Origin of the sequence: Bifidobacterium sp. ESL0784, assembly GCF_029433295.1 — a bacterium.
Lineage (GTDB): Bacteria > Actinomycetota > Actinomycetes > Actinomycetales > Bifidobacteriaceae > Bifidobacterium.
The window spans coordinates 223,319-240,911 of the sequence record NZ_JAQTHV010000002.1 but is presented as its reverse complement, the minus strand read 5'-3'; the positions used below and the strand labels follow the sequence as shown (position 1 = coordinate 240,911).

Genomic DNA, 17,593 nt, shown 5'->3' with positions numbered 1-17,593 from the left:
GGCTGGTGGGGCTCTCTCTATTGCTGTTTCCGGCAAATGTGGCCAATGGCGTGGAAGTGTCATCGACATCTGCGGCTACGACTCAGTCCACTTCGAATGGTTCAGAGACTGATGAGGACGCGGCCAACACCCCTTCGACGGTTCAAAGTAACGGCTCTACCGCTCCTCAGGCCTCTGAACCAACGGTAAAACCCGATATGCCCAAGAACGATGGGCCGGCTGCGACGGCCGCCCCTTTATCGGGCACAACGTCTCCTGGCCAACCTGGTACAAATCCGGAATCTCGCAAACAGATATTGCGCGAAGGGCTATCGAGAAATGGGGACGATACTTTCCTTGGAGAAGAGGAGTTCAAAGGTACTAAACCCTTCGACGAAAAACGGTGGTTCGCTTTCGATGATGCGTGTCTTACCGGCGGATCGCCACCGACCACTCAGTTGCAAGCGAGAAGGAAAATTTCGGTTGATGCGAACGGCAAGGATATCGGCGACAACACCACGCCGATCACCGTTGTCGATAAGAACGATCCATCGAAGACGAAAACCGTCAATCAGAAACTGCTGGGAACCTGCCACAAAGCTGACGGCACATATGCATTGATGGGCAATGCCGGCAGAGGTTTCCTGCAATTGACCGACGAGAACAGTAAAAAATACGACGGGAAGACCTCGGGCGTCGGCTCAGCGTTGTATGACAGGACTTTGCCGATTTACGACGGTCTGCACGTCTCTTTCAAGATGTACATGACCGGCACCGCTGACGGCATCTCGTTCTTCCTCGTAAAGAGTGACCAGACCTTGACGCAATCTGGGCTGCACGGCGGTCATCTGGGGTATGTTGGCATTCCCAATGCCTTATTGGGTATCGGGTTCGATCAGTTCGGCAATTTCGGCGCATACGACATTCCTGATGACGTGGCGTATAACGCGCACGATCCTACGAAGTCGGTGGCAGGCTACAAACCTGTCAGATGTGATCCGCAAAGCACCAACAATACGAGCCGGTATCCTCTGGTTACAGATGCCAATGCCCGCAACTCCATCGAACGAGACCCGGCTAGGGGCCTGAGCTCATTTTATCTGCGTGGCACGATTCCCCATCCACTGGTAGGCGTCCGCGACAGTTCGGAGCACGGCTATTGCCGTCTTGCGCAAAGTGATCTTTTACCGAGCAATGGAACAAGAGTTCCTGACAAATCGCCGTTTTTAAGCACAGGTATACCCACGAGCAGCGCTGAGGTCGGTACGCAGGTCGACATCATTCTTTCGCCGGCTGACGCTAACGGACGGCAGACGTTGGATGTGACGATGGTTGCGCGCGACGGTACGACGAATCATGTCATCAACAACTTGCCGGTGCCGGCGTTACCGAGATCGGCGAAAATGGGGTTCTCGTCTTCAAACGGCACGCCCGGCGCGCATCTTATCCGTGGGGTGTCGGCCAACAGCATTAATCCTTTGGGCGATCTCAATCTTTTGATGCAGGATGGATCCGAGATGGAGAATGTACCCGCCAAGGCGCGGTACAAGATAGGAGACAAGATACCTTACAAATACATTGTCACCAATCCTGGCAGTGAAGATATGACCGGGTTGTCCGTAAAAGATGGGTGGAGCAATTCGGCAAACTGTAGAGCGACCACCGTACCGGTCGGTTATGCCACAGAGTGCTCGAACACTCATACCGTCACTGCAGCCGATGACGTCGACAACGGGAAAGTCACCAATACGGCTACGGCTACGGCCACAGCCGCGAAGCCGGTGAGCGGCACCAGTTCGTTGGCGTTCCCTATCAACAGCATGGGCACTTTCAACGTTAAGCAGATTATCAATGACCCGGGAGGCGGGGGTACGTTGCCTGTGGGGCAGACCTACACGGTGAATTGGAGCTATTCGAACGGCACCTACCAATACTGCATGAAGCAGGAAGACGGCTCCTTTTTGGCGTTTCCGGTGGGTGACGGCCCGGTTGCACAGGGCGGAACCGAGCCGTCACCCACTGATGACACGGTGAATTACGCCGGTAATTCGGGTAGTCTGCAGATTGACACCTCTGTTGCGCATGGTCCGCAAGTCGCAGGAGGAGGCGAGCTTTATTTGCCGGTTGGCGCGACAGTGTCCATCGTCGATAATGGTGCCATGCCGGCTGTGCAAGGCTGGCACTGGACGTCGTCGGTGTTTTCTCCGACAATTCCCGTAACCATTGGATGCGCTGCCGGGCATACTTTGGCGGTTACCAAAACCAACGATCTGGTAAAGAACGTCGCCGTATCGAATTTGCCCATCACCGGAGGAAACAGCTGGGAGTGGTTTTCTGTGATTATGGTTTCTGCGGCAGGGCTGTTGATTTCCGGTATTGTGATGCGTCGCCGTCGCGTCATGAAAATCTGACTGCGGCAACTAGCTGGTACTTATGCGAGCGGTGCTACTTCTCGCAAGCACCAGCTGATATCGATAGGGGAGATAACTTCTGGCTGGGTTACTCTCCTTCTTGGTGAGTTTGCCTTTGCCCTTCGGATGCTTGAACACGTTGGAGAGCCTGTCTGTCAAAGAAGAGAATGTCGCTATAATGTCTCAATTCCACCGGTTCGTAGGGAGAAAAAGAAGCTCCGAGCGCAAAACTGGTCGGAGCTTCTTTTGCTTAGTCGCGATGGACTATCGATCAATCACGGTGGCCCGATGCTGCGCGGCGGTGAACTCGTTGCGGTGCTGATAAAGGAACATGGCGAAGAAAGACAAAACGGCGAGCACGAGCATGAAAGGCCATACGGGAGCCACCACGGTGCGGCTGACGGAGGTCGGAACTGCGCTTACTGTGGTTTTCTTGTCCTCGTTTTTGCAGACGACCGCTGCGGGTGCCACGGAGCCTTCGCTGTAGTAGGCGATTTTACAGATCCTGCGTTGCGGCGATGGTCCGGAAGTATTGGGGGCGGTTGCATTGTCGGCATCGTTGCCAGGCGCGGGTTTGGTCGTGGTGGCACCGATTCGTGGTGCGGGCAGCAGACGTGCCGACGCTCCGGCTGTAGAGGCCGGGGCCAAGGTAGGGGTTGTGGGCGCCACGACGAATCCGGCTGGGGCTGGGGTCTGCGTGGCCGGCTGAGCGGTCACGCCGCTGGTGCTGCCCGTACCTGCGTTGATAGATGAAGTTGATGAGCCGGAGGCGCCGGACGGGCTTGACGAAGAGGTTCCTGAAGGCGTCGATGGGTTTGGTGCCGGTGCGTGGTGGACTTGCCAGATGGCGTAGAGGGTCACGTCGCCGCCTGCTACGTTTGCTGTGCTGCCCAAGTTGTGGTCTACGGCACCCGTCGGGGTGGTGCTCCAGCCGGACAGTGTGTAAGTGTTGGTCGTCGAAGAAGGCGCAATCAAGGTGTACGGATCGCTGGCGGGCAGAGCCACGTCGGGATTGAGCGTGGCCACTGTTCTCGGCGTGCCGGCATCGGCGACATGTCCGGCTGTGTCGAATTCCGGCATGGGCACATCGTCCACAGTCATGTCGGTGAAAGCAGCGCTCAGGTTCCCTCTGGAGTCGGCGGTGTAACCGCGGGCCGTTGCCGCTGCGGTATAGCCGGAAGGCAGGCTTGCCAAGTTGGACTCGAGATTGAGTGTGTGCAAGGGCGCAGTTTGCCAGATGTATGTGCCGGCTCGGTTGGGATCCGTTGCCAGAGTGCTGGTAAAGTCGTCCTGGCTCTGAGCCTGAGCGTTGGTTAATGGTTCCGTCGCGCCCGTTGCGCCGTTCGACAGGTGTGAGACTTTAATCCATTTATCGGTGTAGCTCCTGCCTGGAGTCGATGGTCTTGCATAGATTGCCGATGCCACGGGGTTGCCTCTGAAGCTTCGATTTGACAACCTTGTCTTGGGTCCGACGGTCAGCCTGTTGACCCTGCAGAACATATCGTCGGTATTGCTTGTGCCATTGGGCTTGATGGTAAAGTCAAGTTTGGTGGTATCCCATTTGCTCAAATTCAGGGTATTGATGTTGCACGCGGAATAGAACATGTGGTTCATGTCGGTGACGTTGTGGGTGTCGAAGTTGGCGATATCCAAGCTGGCTAGCTGAATGCCGTCAAACATGGATCGCATGCTGGTGACTTGGCTGGTGTCCCAGCCGCTTAAATCCAAGGAGGTCATCCCGCGGTCTCCTTGGAAAATGCCTTCCATGGTTTTAACGCGGCTCGTGTCTACAAGGCCGTTGCCTTTGAAGGTCTTGACGTAGGTATTATTCGGGGTCGGGTCCCAGTCGCCAAACAGGAATCTGGAGTTTTCCGGCAATTGCGTTTTGTTGACACCGTTGAAGACGATGTGCTTGGCGTAAGCGAAATTGTGAAGGGTTTTTATGTGGCTGAACGGTGTTGCGGTGCCTGGCATGGTTTCCAGACCCTCGAAATCATTCTTCTGGAGCGGGTCGTCCGCTGTGAAGGTCAGTGTGCAGTCGCCACCGTATTCGGCGCTTGGCGCGAGCGTCCAATGGCCGTGGGTCATGGGGCCGGTGTCGCTGCAGATTCCCCCTCGTGTGAGAGGTGATGTCGAAGGCTCTTCGCCTTGAGCGCTTGACGTCGATCCCGGCGCTTTCGCGGAGGGGGTCTGGAGGGCATGCCGTGGTATTGACGTTGGCGTGGATAGCGTAGGAGTGGACGTCAACGTGGTCGACGTCGATCCCGGTGCGTCTGATGTCGGCATCGTACTTGTTGCAGGTGCCGTTGAGATTGGACGCTGTTGAGTCTGGTCAGTCGACGTTGAGGAATCCGCCGCCTGACTGCTCGGCGTGTTTCGCTGAGGTTGCCGCGTTGCTTCGGGGGGTTGTGCCGCCTGTGCCATGGCAGGCGACAGCAAAGTCGCTGTCGCTAGTGCCGTTGCGATCATCGTTTCGATCTTGCGTCGCATGATTGCCTTCTCGTTTCTTCTTGTCATCAAAAAATTTCCATATTGGTTTTTCAGCATAAAAATTATTAGTTTTTGATAACTTTAATAATTGTACGACGAAGAAACGATGAACGCAAATATAAAGCAATTTTTTTCATCGTTTTATGATAAATTGTGATGAAAACTAGGGAAAATGCGATTTATTAGATACTGATTGTTGCAGTCAAGAAATTCCGTAAGTTCTTCACGATGCTATTTCAGACTCCAAGTGGAGCCTGTCGGCTTGTCTTCGATAGTCACTCCCATGGAGGCGAGGGCATTGCGGATTTTGTCAGCTTTTTCGAAGTTTTTGGACTTGCGGGCGGCGTTGCGTGCAGCGAGTTGGTACTGCATCATCTCGTCAAGCAACTTGTGCTCGGCTTCGGCGTCGTTGGCGCCGATATTGCTTTCGCGCTTTGAACCGCCCTCGGAAGTCCCGACATTCCAAGGTTGCGCCAACGGGTCGAGGCCCAAGGTGTCGAGCATGGCCCGCACCGAAAGCAGCGTTTCGCGCAAGGCAACCCGGGAGGTAAGCATGTCGATGATTTCGGATGGAATGTTGCCGTGCGTGAAGGCGAACCTGACCTTGGCGTCACCTTGGATGTATTCTTCGGGCATATCCGAATATTTGTCGCTGGTTTCGTCGAGAACCCTGCGGTACTCGTCGGTCAGGGCGGCCATGTCGGCTTCATTCAGAGAAACGGTGCTGATGTTGGATTGCGCCGCTTCAAGTTCGGCAATCAGCGAATTGCCATGACGGATGGCGGTGAAAATCGCAGCGGTGGCGCCCGAAACGTTGATGTCGTCGTTCATCGCCTCCACGAAATCGGACGGCAACTGGTCGGCCTTGATGGCTGCGACTTCCTCGCGGCTCGGTTGTTCGTTCGGCCCCAGTACCTGGCCGGCGCGGACAATGAAATTGCTGATGCGCTCGTAGGCGGATTTCGCCTCGGCGAGCGTCTGATCGCTCCACTCGAGCATAGAGCGATATTGCACGCTGCCCAGGGCGTAACGCACCACCCACGGTGAGTTTTGCGCGAGGACGCTCGGCACGGAAAGCCCGTTGCCCAGCGACTTCGACATCTTCTCGCCTTTGGCCGTCACCCAGGCCGAGTGCATCCAGACGTTGGCGGACTCGTAGCCTGCCGCGCGCGTCTGCGCCATTTCGTTTTCGTGATGGGGGAAGCGCAGGTCGAGCCCGCCGCCGTGGATGTCGAACATGCCGTCGAGATAGCGGTGGCTCATTGCCGAGCACTCGATATGCCAGCCGGGGCGACCGGTACCGAATGGCGTCTTCCAACGGGCGGTTTCAGGGTCGCTTTCCTTCGAAGCCTTCCACAGCGCAAAATCACGGGGGTCGCGCTTGTCGGGGGAATAGTCAGCCGGGTCGGCCGGGTTGTATTTGTCATTTCCGGACTGGTCGACGCTCGGGCCCATTTCGTCCGCCACCGCCGCTGCGGAATCGACTTCTGAGGTTTGTTTTTGGTGGGTCAGCTCGCCGTAATATGGCCAGCTGGCCACGTCGAAGAATACGTTGCCGGTCGGTTTGCCGTCGTTGTCGGTGACGACGTAGGCGTGGCCACGGTCCACCAGACGTTGGATAAGGTCGACCATGTCGCCGATATGGCCGGTCGCTCTGGGCTCATATGTCGGCGCGAGCACTCCCAACGTTTCATAGGCGTGCGTGAATTCGCGCTCGTAATGATAGGCGCGTGCCCACCATTGCTCACCAGCGGCCGCAGCCTTGTCCAGGATCTTGTCGTCGATATCGGTGACATTGCGGATGAAAGTGACGTCATAACCGAGCTTTTCAAGCCAACGACGGACGATATCGAAGGCGACCGCCGCGCGGATATGGCCGATATGCGGCGAACTCTGCACCGTGGCGCCGCAGACGTAGATGCCCACCTTGCCGGGCACAATCGGCGTGAACGCGGACACTTCGTGCGTGGCCGTGTTATAAAGTTTCAACCCCGTGGCGGCATCGGCGAGCGCCTTCGACTGGTCCGATTCAGGAAGGTTGGAATTCTGCGGTTTCGTGGCGTTTTCCATATTTACCAGAGTATTGGCTTTAGCCGACAAAAAAATGTGCAAGTCCGTTCGCTTGAAGTCAACGGGTATGAATTTGGGGTGACGAAATGCCACAATGGAACCATGACGATGCCGAAAGTGCTTATTCTGCAACATGTTTCCTGCGAAAAGCCAGGACGGATCCTTGATAATCTCGACGACCTTGGTATGGGCAGCGAAACACTGAACATCGCCTCTGAAGCAAATCCAGACGTGCCGAAAAGCGAAAAGATTGCGGGGCTCGTGGTAATGGGCGGGCCGATGGGGGCGCAGGATTACAAGGAATATCCGGGGCTCAAAACCGAGGCGAAGCTGGTGCGCAAGGCCGTGAAGGCGGGCAAACCGGTGCTGGGCATCTGCCTTGGCCATCAGATTATCGCCACGGCGCTCGGCGGCAAACTGCAGAGTGGCAAATGCTCGGAAATCGGGTTCGCGCCGATCAAGCGCGTCGTCAAAAACGACTGGTTCCCAATGTGGACCTCCGAGATGAACGTGCTCAACTGGCACAACGACGTCGTCTCCGTTCCCGATGGTGGCCAGCTTCTCGCGTCATCGAAATATACCGAAAACCAGGCGTTCTGCTATAAAAGCGCACTCGGGCTGCAGTTCCATCTTGAGGTGACGCCGACGCTTTTGGACGAGTGGCTGAGTGAGCCGTCCATGGTCAAGGGCATGAAGAAGAGCCAAATTGCCAAGATTCGTGAGGATTTCAAGCATTACGACGTTGAACTGCAGCCGCTCGCCGAGCAGGTTTTCTCCGCCTTCGCCGTGCGTTGTGCTGCCAGTGCCCGTGCGATGGGCGAACAGTCCTGACTCGAGCTTGCGATGAAAATCAGGGAAATGAGGCAGGAATCGTAATTTTCATCGCATGTTCAGTTTTGGTGTGACGGGAAATGCGAGAATGTGCACTGGCTGATTTGCCTGCAGACTAAAGGGTGTTGGCGGCGGGCGGTACCATCGAATCACTATGCCGACTTATGACTTGGGACTTGAACACGTTTCGCTTGATTTCGCCACCAAAACCATTTTTACCGATGTGACGCAAGGCGTCTTCGAGGGCGACCGTATCGGTATCGTCGGCAAAAACGGCGACGGCAAATCCACGTTGCTGCATTTGCTGGCTGGCACGCAGCAGCCCGATTCCGGGCGCGTGACCACGCGTAACGGGCTGACGTTCGGCATGCTGGACCAGCGCGATCCACTTGATGACAATGCCACAGTGCGGCAGGCCGCGCTCGAAGGGCGTGAGGATTACCAATGGGCTTCCGACACCCGTTCCCGCGAGATCGTGGAGGCGTTGCTCGGTGGTTTGAGTCTCGATGCCAAAGTTGGTTCGCTTTCCGGCGGCCAGCGTCGACGTGCGGATTTGACCCGTTTGTTGCTGAAGGATTGGGACATTCTTGCGCTTGACGAACCGACGAACCACTTGGATATCGTTACCATTCATTGGCTTGCGGAGCATCTGAAGAACCGCTGGGCCAAAGGGCAGGGCGCGTTGCTGCTGGTTACGCACGACCGCTGGTTCCTGGATGAGGTCTGCGAGTCGATGTGGGAGGTGCACGACGGGGTGATCGACCCGTTCGAAGGCGGCTACAGCGCCTACATGCTTCAGCGCGTCGAACGTGACCGGCAGGCCGATATTCGTGAGGAACGCCGCCGCAATCTTGCCCGCAAGGAACTGGCTTGGCTGACTCGCGGCGCCCGCGCCCGTGCCACCAAGCAGAAGTTCCACGTGAAACAGGCCAATGAGCTGATTGCCGACGTGCCACCGATGCGTAATACATTGCAGCTGAAACAAATGGCGACTTCACGGCTGGGTAAGCAGGTCGTCGACCTCAGCGATGTCACTCAGATTTTCGAGCATCTCCAAGGCGAAACACCCAGTGATAATGGATCTGATGACTCGGACAACGACTCCGCTTCGCGTGTTGATGTGGTTCCGGCTTTGTATCAGGAGCCGAAAGTCATGGGTTTCGTCGAGCTGGCTGTTGACGATTTGGATGATGACCGGCTTGTTGATGCCAAAGCCGAACGTTCTCAAGCCGACGAAAATCAGTCTGTGACGGAAACCAATGAAGCCACACAGATTTCGGATGGGACGAATGACGCCGATACTTCCGATGTTTCTTCCAATCAGGAAGATAGTGCAGTCAGTGATAAGGAATCCAACGCCGAGGATACCCCTGCCGTCACTTCCTCAGCGCAGAAGGTGACGGTCAGCGGACGCAAGATTCTTGACGATGTCACTTGGCTGATTGGCCCCGGCGACCGATTTGGTATTGTCGGTGCGAACGGTGCCGGCAAGTCGACGTTGCTGAAAATCATCGACGGCACGTTGACACCGACGACCGGGTACGTGAAAATCGGCAAGACCGTGAAGTTTGCGGTGCTTTCGCAGCGGCTCGATGAGCTGGAGAAGCTCGGCAAATACAAGATCAAGGAAGTGCTGAGTCGCTACAAGCCGACCTATGAAGTCGACGGCAAAGAGGTTTCGACCAGCCAGCTGATGGAACGGCTTGGTTTTTCGGCTGCGCAGCTGATGACGCCGATTGCCGATCTTTCCGGCGGGCAGAAGCGCCGCATGCAGCTCTTGCTGATTTTGCTGGACGAGCCCAATGTTTTGATTTTGGATGAGCCTGGCAATGATCTTGACACCGACATGCTGGCCGTGATGGAGGATCTGCTTGATTCCTGGCCGGGCACGCTGATTGTGGTTTCCCATGACCGCTACCTACTTGAACGCGTGACTGACGAGCAGTTTGCATTGATTGGTGGCAAGGTCCGTCACCTTCCCGGTGGCGTCGATGATTACCTCGAAATGGTTCGCAAAATCGAGAACGGCGAAACGCTCGATGAGGTTATCGGCGGCAATCACAGTGGTAAGTTGTCGGGCAAGGGCTCTTCTTCGAGCAGTACGACTGAATCCCAATCATCAAATGCAGACGCAAGCGATAACGGCAACAATACCGATTCCGATTCGCAATCCGGCGAACCGAAACTGACCGGCAAAGCCTTCCACGACGCCACTCGTCGTCTCTCGGCCATCGAGCGCAAACTTGCGAAACTCGAAACAGAGAAGTCGAAGATCGAACAGAAAATGGCCGCGCACGACCCGTCCGATTACGTAGGTCTGGGCAAACTCAACGAGCAACTCTCTGCCAACTCCGCCGAGTCTGAGTCTCTAGAGTCCGAGTGGATGGAGCTCTCCGAGCAGGTTGAATAATAACCCCAGAATCCCAGAGGAAAGACAACAAAAGGTGGATATGGTTTTAACCCATATCCACCTTAGAAATTTGGTACCGTTAAGTTACTGCATTACCTTCCGGTGATCTCGCTGCCGACCACCTTTTCGCTCAAGGCGTGGGGACCGCGGGTCATGGCGACAGCGCCGGAACGGACCAGTTCGATGACGCCGTAATCGTCCAAGAGCCCAAGCAGCGCGTCGATCTTGCCTTCGTCGCCGGTGGCCTCGATGGTCAGCGACTCGGGGTGCACGTCGACCACGCGCACGCGGAAGAGTCGTACGATCTCAAGTACATCCGATCGATTCGATTCGTTGGCGGCGACCTTGATGAGCACCAGCTCGCGCTGAACGGCGTCCATGTTGTCGAGATCGACGATTTTCAGGACGTGGAGCAGTTTGTTGAGCTGCTTGATGATCTGCTCAAGCGGCACCTGCTCCACGTCGGCGGTCACGGTGACGCGCGAGATGTCGGGGCGTTCGGTGGGGGAGACGGAAAGCGAGTTGATGTTGAAGGCGCGGCGGGCGAAAAGGCCGGCTATACGGGCCAGTACGCCGGGGCGGTTTTCGACCAAGACGGACAGGGTATGACGCTCGCTATGCGGAGTGGATGCAGGATAGATTGCCATGATATTCCTTTCGCCTTGCCCTTACTTTTCCGCGGCCGCGATGTCGGCGGCTTCGGCAACATTCTCGGTATCGTCAGAAGCGTCATCGGCAGCTGGGTTCGCCGCGTTATGATGCAGCAGTGGTTGTATGCCCGGCATATAGGTGACGGTGTCGTTGGATTGCCCGGCTGCCACCATCGGCCAGACCATGGCGTCCTTGTAAACGCGGAAGTCGATCAGCACCGGCCGGTCGTTGATTTCGTTAGCGCGTTTGATCGCGTTCCTCGCCTCGTCCTGTGTTCTCGCGCGAATACCGACGCAGCCATACGCCTCGGCCAGTTTGACGAAATCGGGGACATTGATGATATCTTCGGTGTTTTCGCCATCCTGGATGCTGGTCTGCGAATAATGCTTGTCGTAGAAGAGCGTCTGCCACTGGCGGACCATGCCGTAAACGGAATTGTTGAGAATCGCGATCTTCACCGGAGCGTTGTCGATGAACGCAGCTGCCAACTCCTCGGAAGTCATCTGGAAGCTGCCGTCGCCGTCGATGAGCCAAACTGGTTTCTTGCCGCCGAAATCACGGGTGGAACCGATGCGCGCCCCGATGGCCGCAGGAAGGCCGAAGCCCATGGTTCCCAAGCCTCCCGAGGAAATCCAGGAATGTGGATTCTCGAAATCGACAAGCTGCGAGGCCCACATCTGATGCTGGCCCACGCCGGAAACCCAGATGGTGGAAGGTGCTGCCTGGCGCGAGAGCTCCTCGACCACCCACTGCGGCGAAAGTGTACCGTCCGGCGTCGTTTCGTCATACTTCATCGGATATTTTTCGCGCCACGAGTTGATGAGCTTCCACCACGACTCGTGATTCGGCAAGCCGTGTATGGCCTGTCCTCGCTTGATTTCGGCGTTCAGTGCGTCGAGCACCTCGGCCACGTCGCCGACAATCGGTACATCCGGCTGGCGGCGCTTGCCGATCTCGGCCGGGTCGATGTCGATGTGGATGACGCGGGCGGCGGGTGCGAAAGCCTCCAATTTTCCGGTCACACGGTCGTCGAAACGGGCTCCGATGGCCACCAGCAAATCGCATTTCTGCGTGGCTGCCGTAGCCGCCAACGTGCCGTGCATGCCGAGCATTCCCAGTACTTTCGGATCGGAATCCGGCACGATGCCGCATGCGGGAAGCGTGGTGACGATGGGGGAATCGGTCAGATCGGCCAGTTCCTTGACCTGCTCGCTGGCGTTGGAGCGCACCGCGCCGCCGCCGACGTATAGCACCGGTCGATACGATTGTTCAAACAGTTTCGCGGCCTCGCGCAGGACGTGCCCGTGCGGTTTGGTCGTCGGATTATAGCCTGGCAGCAACAGTTTCTGAGGCCATGAGTAATACATATCGTCAACTTGGGCGGTTTTCGTGATGTCGACGACGACAGGGCCGGGGCGGCCGGTGCGCGCGACATAGTGCGCTTCAGCGAGTACGCGGGGAATGTCCTGCGCGTCGGTGACAAGGTAGGAATGCTTGACCACGGGGTATGTGATACCGACGGTATCGGCCTCCTGGAAGGCGTCTGTGCCGATGGCGTTCACGCCGACCTGCCCGGAAATGACCACGAGCGGCACCGAATCCATGTTCGCGTCTGCGATCGGGGTGACCATATTGGTGGCTCCCGGCCCGGAGGTGACGATGCATACGCCCACGCGTCCGGTGGCCACGGCGTATCCCTCGGCCGCGTGCCCCGCGCCCTGCTCATGGCGCATCAGCACGAAACGGAACTTGGTGTCGTCGTGGATCTCATGATAGACCGGCAGGATCGCGCCGCCCGGAATGCCGAAAACGTCCTGCACGCCCAGATCTTCCAGCGTGCGGATCAGCGCCTGTGCGCCGGTCATTTTCTCGCCATCCACGAGAGTCTGTTTGTTGGTCTTCGGTGCTTTCGGCACCGCGCTGAATGCCTGTAAAGGCGTTGGTGACACCATCATTCCTCTTGTCTCTTCGGGTTGATAAGGATTGTCGGTGACCTGTGGCGTATGGTGTACGTCCGCATGGCTGTGACGTTCGGTGTTCGCTGGGCTGTTCTTGGCAGGCCGCGGCGCTATGCCGATTTGGTAGATATAATAACGCCTTACGCGTGGCGAACCCGCTTATTGCCCAAATATTGGCGTCGTGATGGCGGTTTATTGCGTATAGCTTGTGGGAATACATGCCCGAGGCCGTTGTCATTGTTCTGTGCGGATGATTCTTATTGCTTGTGATATACACGTATGTCTGGTTTACGGTTATACGTACGCTGCGAATGACCGTGGTGATAAACGGGAATATCAAAGCAAATAAAGGAGCGGACTATGGCCAAGGAAGACACCGCGACGACCACCAAGCAGCCGGTTACGACGTTTCTGCGGGCGTTGTCGGTTGCGTTTGCGGCATTCATGGTGATTGCGATGATATTTGCGCCCTGTTCCGTTTCAGCCGCGCAAGTTCGGCACGATTGCAAGGTCGGCAGCGACAGCATAGCCGATTGCTTCCCCGATGAGGCTCTCGCCAAGGACGTTGCGAGAGCCGAGCACGTCAAGACCACTAATATCTTTACCCAGAAAATGGTTGATACCACCACGAAACTCAATGCTTTCAAATCGTTGAACGGACGAGTCGAGAGTCTCAAAGGCATCGAGAATCTGGTGAACCTCACCTATCTCAATATCGATGGTAATTATGTTCAGAGCCTCGCACGTCTAGCCAATCTCACCAAACTGCAAACGCTGTATTGCAATGGAAACGAGGTCTCCGATTTCTCGCCGCTTTCCAAGCTCACCTCGTTGCAGGTGCTTTCCCTGAATAATCGACAGGATAATTCTGGTTCAAATCCTGACTCCCTCTTGTCGATCGATCTTGCTCCGTTGGCAGGTCTTATCGGGCTCAAGGTCCTTCGGCTCAATAACCTTAAATTCAAAAGCGTCGCTTCGCTTGCCGGGTTGGTCAATCTGAACGAACTTGATATCGAGAGTGCTGGCATCATCGATGGCTCGCCTCTGGCTAGCTTGGTGAATCTCACCCGGCTCGACATCAGCAAGAATGATCTCGGCTCGATTGATATGGTGCGGAGCATGACGAATCTGCGCAAGTTATACGCGGGGCAACAGAACACTGGGGGCAGTCTGCAGATCCGTGATGTCTCCGCGCTCGAAACGCTTACAAACTTGCAGGAGCTGGATTTGAGCGGCAACGCGATAGCCGATATCTCGCCATTGCGTGGAATGGCCAATATGCGTGTGCTGTGGATTGGTGGTAACCGTATTTCCGACATCAGCACGCTTTCCGGAATGACCGCGTTGACGTCGTTGTCGATTGACTATAACGAGATTCAAAGCCTGGAGCCCTTGCGCGGTCTTACGCAGCTGCGCACACTCAAGGCCGACGACAACAACATTTCGGACATCTCACCTCTAGCTGGACTTACCAAGCTTGAAGGGGATCTCGATCTTTCCGATAACCAGATATCGGATATTTCCCTTCTCGCCAATTGCGACAAGATATGGGATCTTGAGCTTGAAAACAACAAAATAACCGATATTTCGGTTTTGGCGAAGATGGCAAGTATCAGTAGCGCGGATTTCGGTGGTAATGCGGTACGTGACGCCACTTTGCCTGCCAAGGTGAGGGATGAAGTGAGAATAGATTTGGATAGACAATACACATTGCTTGACGACGCCGCCACCGACCAGTTGACGCTGAAGACGGGGAAAGATTTCGATGGCAAATATATCAAACCGAAGATGTATCCGAAAAACGGCCATTACGACCCGACGACTGGGGTGGCGACGTGGAAATCCGCGGGGGACGCCGACCATATATCCCTAACCTTCTGGGACGCAAAAGAAATGCATGACGCCGATTTCATCGGAATGGTCTCACGACATATTCAAGGTGTGCCGCCGAAACAGACGCATAGTGTCTCATTTACCAACGAATGCGGTCTTCATGTCCCTGACCAGCAGGTGCGTGACGAAGATGTGGTGAACCTGCCCGACGTTCCGATCACATGTGATGGAAAGGGATTCAGTCGATGGCGCGTGAAAGACGGTAAGGATGAGAGTGTCATATTTGGACCCGATGCTATCAACGAGCCCGTTACTGAGGACATGGAATTGAATGCCAAGTGGGAGGATACTCCGTCCAGCATCTTCTACGACGAGGAAAGAACGCGGAGCGGAAAATACTGTGACGGTCCAGCCGACGAGGATGAATATGTGCATGCCCATCCCGACGGTGGTGATGAGGGCGGCAGCTTGGATTTTTCATGGCGTGAATTGGCGTTGTTTTTTTGGCCGATCACACTACTTGGAGTGATTGTTATCGCTTTCGTTGTGTTGGCCTGTTGCTTACGTATCAAAGAGAAGAGCGCTGATAAGGAGCCGAGTGGTGTTAGAGGGCCGGGTATAGCTGAATGGTCGGACGATGCTCGAGGAACGGATGGTGCCGAAGGACTTGGCACTGTAGGAGAGCCGGGCGTTGCAGAGGAACCGAGTGCTGATGAGTAGCCGAACACTGCCGAAGATGAGATGCAATAGGTTCGGGAATCTAATGAATTAGGGTATAGAGGTTTTATGGATGAAGGGTTTATGGTCGATAGTGATTGCAGTCGCCCGATGAGTCGATGCTGCCCCGAGCAACTGACCTTGCAGACAGCTGCTCGGGGCATGAGGGATGCACATACCCGGGTATTCAGAATCGGACGTAGGAGAAAAGGACGAGGGAGATTCTCAAGCTGCGTTGGACGAGTCCGCAGAAACCAATGGAGATACTGATTCTCAGTCAGCTTTAGTAGTGAATGAGGCAGGGTAAGGGGATGATTTTCAGTCTACTTTAGATGAGTCTGCGCTGGAATTATTACGGTGATGGTGTTTCTTCGCCTGATGCTTGCTTGGATGGTCATCAAGCTCGTGCCAAGCCTCGCGAGCAGCAGCAAGCTGGGCCTTGCGTTTGCTGGAACCGGTGCCGACGCCGAGCACTTCGTCATCCTGACCGACAACGGCTCGGGCAGTGAAGACCTGCGCGTATTCCGGGCCGGAGACGGCCATGCGGTAGCGCGGATCCTCAAGTCCCATGCCGTGCGCCTTGACGGTCAGCGAGGTCTTCCAATCCAGCGCCGGGCCTTCGGTCGCAACTTTCTTGAGCTCATCATCGACCAGATGATGCACGACTTTACGGGCCTCGTCAATGCCGTGCTCAACGAATGTCGCGCCGATCAGCGATTCGACGATGTCGCAGAGAATCGAGCTTTTTTCGGCGCCGCCGGATTCCGCCTCGCCATGGCCGAGCAGGATATATGGGCCTACCTGCAGTTTTTCGCGTGCAATTTGTGAAAGCGCCTTTTCTGAGACGGCCATCGCCCGCATCTTCGCAAGCTGGCCCTCATTCATGTCCGGGTGAACACGATACAACGTTTCCGTAGAAACGAACTCGAGTACAGCGTCACCCAAGAATTCCAAACGTTCGTAGTTCGGCGCACCCTCGTGCTCGTGCGAGAACGAACGGTGGGTGAGTGCCTGCACCAGCAGATCCGGTGAAAGCGTGGTTCCGAGTCGGTCAAGCAACTCCTGCTGCGGAGAGGCAGGTTTGCTGTTTTCGTTGTTGTGTGAATCGGTCACGATGGTCCTTTTACTAATCGATACGACCCCGACGAACATATTGCGGGCACCAAGCCGTTTGATGACGAATGGCGGGATATCGGATCTCGTCAATCAAAGTCAAATCGAATTGGTTCCTGTAACACATCTGCGTGGTGGGTTATGGATATGAAATTATTGCCTGGATTGATTGCAAACGTAAGCAGAGATGCAAAAGCCCCGCCACCCGTCGATGGCAGGGCTTTTATTTGCTAGCGTTTCACTTGCTCAGCGACTTGCTGATAGCCTCGCGATAGACGCGGCCGCGGAACGAGCCGCAGCTCGGGCAAGCCATATGCGGCAGGGTCGGCGCACCACAGTTCGGGCAGGCGACGGTCTTGGCCGCGCTGGCCTTCCAGTTGGAGCGGCGCGAATGCGTGTTGGCTCGCGAAGTCTTGTACTTTGGCAGTGCCATGGTATTCCTCTATTTCGTTCGAACAATTTGAGCTTAAGCGTAGACAAGTTTAGCGCCATCTCGGTACAAGCTCTACTTGCCTTGCTTCTCTTCCTTTTCCAGCTCGGCCCTGAGATCGGCCAAAGCGGCGAATCGGTTGTCGACCACGTCGTGATGGTGGTCGGGATTGTCGTTTAGGTTGATGCCACACTGTGAGCACAGGCCCTTGCAATCCGGCTTGCATAGCGGCTGCATCGGCAGGTTCTCCACCAACGTGTCGCGGAGCAAGGCTTCAAGGTCGGCGAAATTGCAGTCCGCACTCAGCGGGTAGGTGTCTTCCGACTCGTCCTCGCCGGCGATGATGTCGATGTCCTCATCGTGTTTGTCGTGTCCGTTGTCCGCGTTGACCGAGGCTTTCGCGGAATCGTAGGGGAAGAACGCGGTGACGTCCATGCTCCAGTCGCGTTTGATCGGGGTGAGGCAACGCACGCACTCGGCATGAACCGGCGCGTTGAAATGTCCGGTGAAAATCAGGCCATCGACGATGGAATCAAAGGTTCCGCCCACCTTGACGGACGCGCCTTCTTCGACGCCGATAACGTTGTCGCCGATGCCGCTTGGAGCGGGGAAATCGGCATCAACGGTTTTGCTTTGGCCTGGGCGCGAGATAATCTGCCCCACGCTCACGGCCCATTGCGAATCTTCAGGTCTGCTCATA

Annotated in this window: 12 protein-coding genes; 4 read left to right on the top strand and 8 right to left on the bottom strand. The window is 56.0% G+C overall.

Annotated features, from left to right (window positions below; genetic code table 11):
* Nucleotides 1–56: 56 nt before the first annotated feature.
* Nucleotides 57–2,390, top strand: coding sequence for an LPXTG cell wall anchor domain-containing protein (locus PT279_RS03550; RefSeq protein WP_277165523.1), 2,334 nt, complete (start codon nt 57–59; stop codon nt 2,388–2,390).
* Between the two features lie 264 nt (nt 2,391–2,654).
* Here PT279_RS03550 and PT279_RS03545 read toward each other — a convergent pair whose 3' ends face one another.
* The 3 genes from PT279_RS03545 to cysS all read right to left on the bottom strand — a co-directional run bounded on the left by PT279_RS03545 (nt 2,655) and on the right by cysS (nt 6,950).
* The gene (locus PT279_RS03545) at nt 2,655–4,676 is read right to left on the bottom strand and encodes a BspA family leucine-rich repeat surface protein (protein ID WP_277165522.1); all 2,022 of its coding nucleotides are present in this window, start codon (nt 4,674–4,676) and stop codon (nt 2,655–2,657) included.
* A 46-nt stretch (nt 4,677–4,722) separates the two neighbouring features.
* Entirely contained in the window at nt 4,723–5,007 is a 285-nt protein-coding gene (locus PT279_RS03540) for a hypothetical protein (protein ID WP_277165520.1), read from the bottom strand.
* 104 nt (nt 5,008–5,111) lie between these two features.
* The gene (gene cysS, locus PT279_RS03535) at nt 5,112–6,950 is read right to left on the bottom strand and encodes a cysteine--tRNA ligase (RefSeq protein ID WP_277165517.1); all 1,839 of its coding nucleotides are present in this window, start codon (nt 6,948–6,950) and stop codon (nt 5,112–5,114) included.
* 102 nt (nt 6,951–7,052) lie between these two features.
* Between cysS and PT279_RS03530 the strand changes: the two genes are divergently transcribed.
* Both PT279_RS03530 and PT279_RS03525 read left to right on the top strand, forming a co-directional pair.
* Nucleotides 7,053–7,781, top strand: coding sequence for a type 1 glutamine amidotransferase (locus tag PT279_RS03530; protein WP_277165514.1), 729 nt, complete (start codon nt 7,053–7,055; stop codon nt 7,779–7,781).
* Between the two features lie 154 nt (nt 7,782–7,935).
* Nucleotides 7,936–10,191, top strand: coding sequence for an ABC-F family ATP-binding cassette domain-containing protein (locus PT279_RS03525; protein ID WP_277165511.1), 2,256 nt, complete (start codon nt 7,936–7,938; stop codon nt 10,189–10,191).
* A gap of 92 nt (nt 10,192–10,283) precedes the next feature.
* Here the strand turns inward: PT279_RS03525 and ilvN are convergent, their stop codons facing one another.
* Together ilvN and PT279_RS03515 are read right to left on the bottom strand one after the other, a co-directional pair.
* Nucleotides 10,284–10,838 carry an acetolactate synthase small subunit gene (ilvN, locus tag PT279_RS03520; protein WP_277165506.1) on the bottom strand — a complete coding sequence of 185 codons (555 nt, stop codon included), beginning with the start codon at nt 10,836–10,838 and terminating at the stop codon, nt 10,284–10,286.
* Nucleotides 10,839–10,859: 21 nt separating this feature from the next.
* On the bottom strand, nt 10,860–12,794 hold the full coding sequence (locus tag PT279_RS03515; RefSeq protein WP_277165929.1) for an acetolactate synthase large subunit: 1,935 nt from the start codon (nt 12,792–12,794) through the stop codon (nt 10,860–10,862).
* A 366-nt stretch (nt 12,795–13,160) separates the two neighbouring features.
* On the opposite strand from PT279_RS03515, the gene PT279_RS03510 reads away from it, so the two are divergent.
* Nucleotides 13,161–15,353, top strand: a complete 2,193-nt coding sequence (locus PT279_RS03510) for a leucine-rich repeat domain-containing protein (protein WP_277165503.1) — start codon at nt 13,161–13,163, stop codon at nt 15,351–15,353.
* Nucleotides 15,354–15,668: 315 nt separating this feature from the next.
* Here PT279_RS03510 and rnc read toward each other — a convergent pair whose 3' ends face one another.
* The 3 genes from rnc to PT279_RS03495 form a co-directional block, all read right to left on the bottom strand.
* A complete protein-coding gene (gene rnc / locus PT279_RS03505) occupies nt 15,669–16,463 on the bottom strand; it encodes a ribonuclease III (RefSeq protein WP_277165501.1) in 795 nt (264 codons plus the stop codon).
* A 238-nt stretch (nt 16,464–16,701) separates the two neighbouring features.
* Complete coding sequence (gene rpmF / locus PT279_RS03500; protein WP_277142447.1) at nt 16,702–16,896, bottom strand: 50S ribosomal protein L32; 195 nt, start codon at nt 16,894–16,896, stop codon at nt 16,702–16,704.
* Between the two features lie 72 nt (nt 16,897–16,968).
* Nucleotides 16,969–17,592 carry a DUF177 domain-containing protein gene (locus PT279_RS03495; RefSeq protein ID WP_277165499.1) on the bottom strand — a complete coding sequence of 208 codons (624 nt, stop codon included), beginning with the start codon at nt 17,590–17,592 and terminating at the stop codon, nt 16,969–16,971.
* Nucleotide 17,593: the final 1 nt, after the last annotated feature.